The 3,097-nt window shown below is 51.3% G+C and carries 1 protein-coding gene and 1 rRNA gene; one reads left to right on the top strand and one right to left on the bottom strand.

Going from position 1 to position 3,097, the window contains the following annotated elements:
* Window positions 1-20: 20 nt before the first annotated feature.
* Window positions 21-2,924, top strand: a 23S ribosomal RNA gene (locus ACNARN_RS18500).
* Here ACNARN_RS18500 and ACNARN_RS18495 read toward each other — a convergent pair.
* A partial coding sequence (locus tag ACNARN_RS18495; protein ID WP_416304808.1) for a hypothetical protein occupies window positions 2,917-3,097 on the bottom strand: 181 nt, incomplete at its 5' end. The two genes, ACNARN_RS18500 and ACNARN_RS18495, sit on opposite strands and share 8 nt — an antisense overlap.

Raw genomic sequence — 3,097 nt, 5'->3', positions numbered from 1 at the left:
AAGACATCTTCGGGTTGTGAGGTTAAGCGAATAAGCGTACACGGTGGATGCCTAGGCAATCAGAGGCGATGAAGGACGTGCTAATCTGCGATAAGCGTCGGTAAGGTGATATGAACCGTTATACCCGACGATTTCCGAATGGGGAAACCCAATATCCAATGGATATTATCATTAACTGAATACATAGGTTAATGAAGCGAACCGGGAGAACTGAAACATCTCAGTACCCCGAGGAAAAGAAATCAACCGAGATTCCCCTAGTAGCGGCGAGCGAACGGGGAACAGCCCAGAGTCTTAATCAATAGCAGCATCAGGAGAACGGTCTGGAAAGTCCGGCAGTAAAGGGTGATAGCCCCGTATCTGAAGATGCTGTTATTGTGAACTCGACGAGTAGGGCGGGACACGTGTTATCCTGTCTGAATATGGGGGGACCATCCTCCAAGGCTAAATACTCCTGATTGACCGATAGTGAACCAGTACCGTGAGGGAAAGGCGAAAAGAACCCCGGCGAGGGGAGTGAAAAAGAACCTGAAACCGTGTACGTACAAGCAGTAGGAGCCTCTTTATGGGGTGACTGCGTACCTTTTGTATAATGGGTCAGCGACTTATATTCTGTAGCAAGGTTAACCGAATAGGGGAGCCGTAGGGAAACCGAGTCTTAACTGGGCGAATGAGTTGCAGGGTATAGACCCGAAACCCGGTGATCTATCCATGGGCAGGTTGAAGGTTGGGTAACACTAACTGGAGGACCGAACCGACTAATGTTGAAAAATTAGCGGATGACTTGTGGATGGGGGTGAAAGGCCAATCAAACCGGGAGATAGCTGGTTCTCCCCGAAAGCTATTTAGGTAGCGCCTCGTGAACTCATCTTCGGGGGTAGAGCACTGTTTCGACTAGGGGGTCATCCCGACTTACCAACTCGATGCAAACTGCGAATACCGAAGAATGTTATCACGGGAGACACACGGCGGGTGCTAACGTCCGTCGTGAAGAGGGAAACAACCCAGACCGCCAGCTAAGGTCCCAAAGTCATGGTTAAGTGGGAAACGAAGTGGGAAGGCTCAGACAGCCAGGATGTTGGCTTAGAAGCAGCCATCATTTAAAGAAAGCGTAATAGCTCACTGGTCGAGTCGGCCCGCGCGGAAGATGTAACGGGGCTAAACCATGCACCGAAGCTGCGGCAGCGACACTTAGGTGTTGTTGGGTAGGGGAGCGTTCTGTAAGCCTGCGAAGGTGTACTGTGAGGTATGCTGGAGGTATCAGAAGTGCGAATGCTGACATAAGTAACGATAATGCGGGTGAAAAACCCGCACGCCGGAAGACCAAGGGTTCCTGTCCAACGTTAATCGGGGCAGGGTGAGTCGACCCCTAAGGCGAGGCTGAAAAGCGTAGTCGATGGGAAACGGGTTAATATTCCCGTACTGGTGGTAACTGCGATGGGGGAACGGAGAAGGCTAGGTTGTCCGGGCGACGGTCGTCCCGGTTCAAGCATGTAGGCAGAGTGATTAGGCAAATCCGGTCACTTAATGCTGAGGTGTGATGACGAGCCACTAAGGTGGTGAAGCAATTGATGCCCTGCTTCCAGGAAAAGCCTCTAAGCTTCAGGTTACCAACAATCGTACCCCAAACCGACACAGGTGGTCAGGTAGAGAATACTCAGGCGCTTGAGAGAACTCGGGTGAAGGAACTAGGCAAAATGGTGCCGTAACTTCGGGAGAAGGCACGCTGGCGGTAAGTGAAGTCCCTCGCGGACGGAGCCGAAGCCAGTCGAAGATACCAGCTGGCTGCAACTGTTTATTAAAAACACAGCACTGTGCAAACACGAAAGTGGACGTATACGGTGTGACGCCTGCCCGGTGCTGGAAGGTTAATTGATGGGGTTATCCTTAGGGAGAAGCTCTTGATCGAAGCCCCAGTAAACGGCGGCCGTAACTATAACGGTCCTAAGGTAGCGAAATTCCTTGTCGGGTAAGTTCCGACCTGCACGAATGGCGTAATGATGGCCAGGCTGTCTCCACCCGAGACTCAGTGAAATTGAACTCGCTGTGAAGATGCAGTGTACCCGCGGCAAGACGGAAAGACCCCGTGAACCTTTACTATAGCTTGACACTGAACATTGAGCCTTGATGTGTAGGATAGGTGGGAGACTAAGAAGTGTGGACGCCAGTCTGCATGGAGTCAACCTTGAAATACCACCCTTTAACGTTTGATGTTCTAACCTAGGCCCATAATCTGGGTCGGGGACCGTGTCTGGTGGGTAGTTTGACTGGGGCGGTCTCCTCCTAAAGAGTAACGGAGGAGCACGAAGGTTGGCTAAGCATGGTCGGACATCATGCGGTTAGTGCAAAGGCATAAGCCAGCTTGACTGTGAGAGTGACGGCTCGAGCAGGTACGAAAGTAGGTCTTAGTGATCCGGTGGTTCTGAATGGAAGGGCCATCGCTCAACGGATAAAAGGTACTCCGGGGATAACAGGCTGATACCGCCCAAGAGTTCATATCGACGGCGGTGTTTGGCACCTCGATGTCGGCTCATCACATCCTGGGGCTGAAGTAGGTCCCAAGGGTATGGCTGTTCGCCATTTAAAGTGGTACGCGAGCTGGGTTTAGAACGTCGTGAGACAGTTCGGTCCCTATCTGCCGTGGGCGTTGGAAGATTGAGAGGGGTTGCTCCTAGTACGAGAGGACCGGAGTGAACGCACCACTGGTGTTCGGGTTGTCATGCCAATGGCATTGCCCGGTAGCTAAGTGCGGAAGAGATAACCGCTGAAAGCATCTAAGCGGGAAACTTGCCTCGAGATGAGTCTTCCCTGTCACCTAGAGTGACCTAAAGGAACGTTTAAGACTAAGACGTTGATAGGCTGGGTGTGTAAGCGTAGCGATACGTTGAGCTAACCAGTACTAATGAACCGTGAGGCTTAACCTGACAACACCGAAGGTGTTTTGTCTGAGAGACAAACATTGATGAAGTAAGCTTGTTTAAGATTGACATTGCTGGTTACTGAAAAAGAAACAACAGTAACGGGTAATAAACCGAATTTGCTTGGCGGCCATAGCGCAGCGGACCCACCTGAATCCATGCCGAACTCAGAAGTGAAA

Source organism: Proteus sp. TSJ240517, assembly GCF_047921575.1.
Classification (GTDB): Bacteria; Pseudomonadota; Gammaproteobacteria; order Enterobacterales; family Enterobacteriaceae; genus Proteus.
This window is presented reverse-complemented; position numbering and strand designations above follow the sequence as displayed.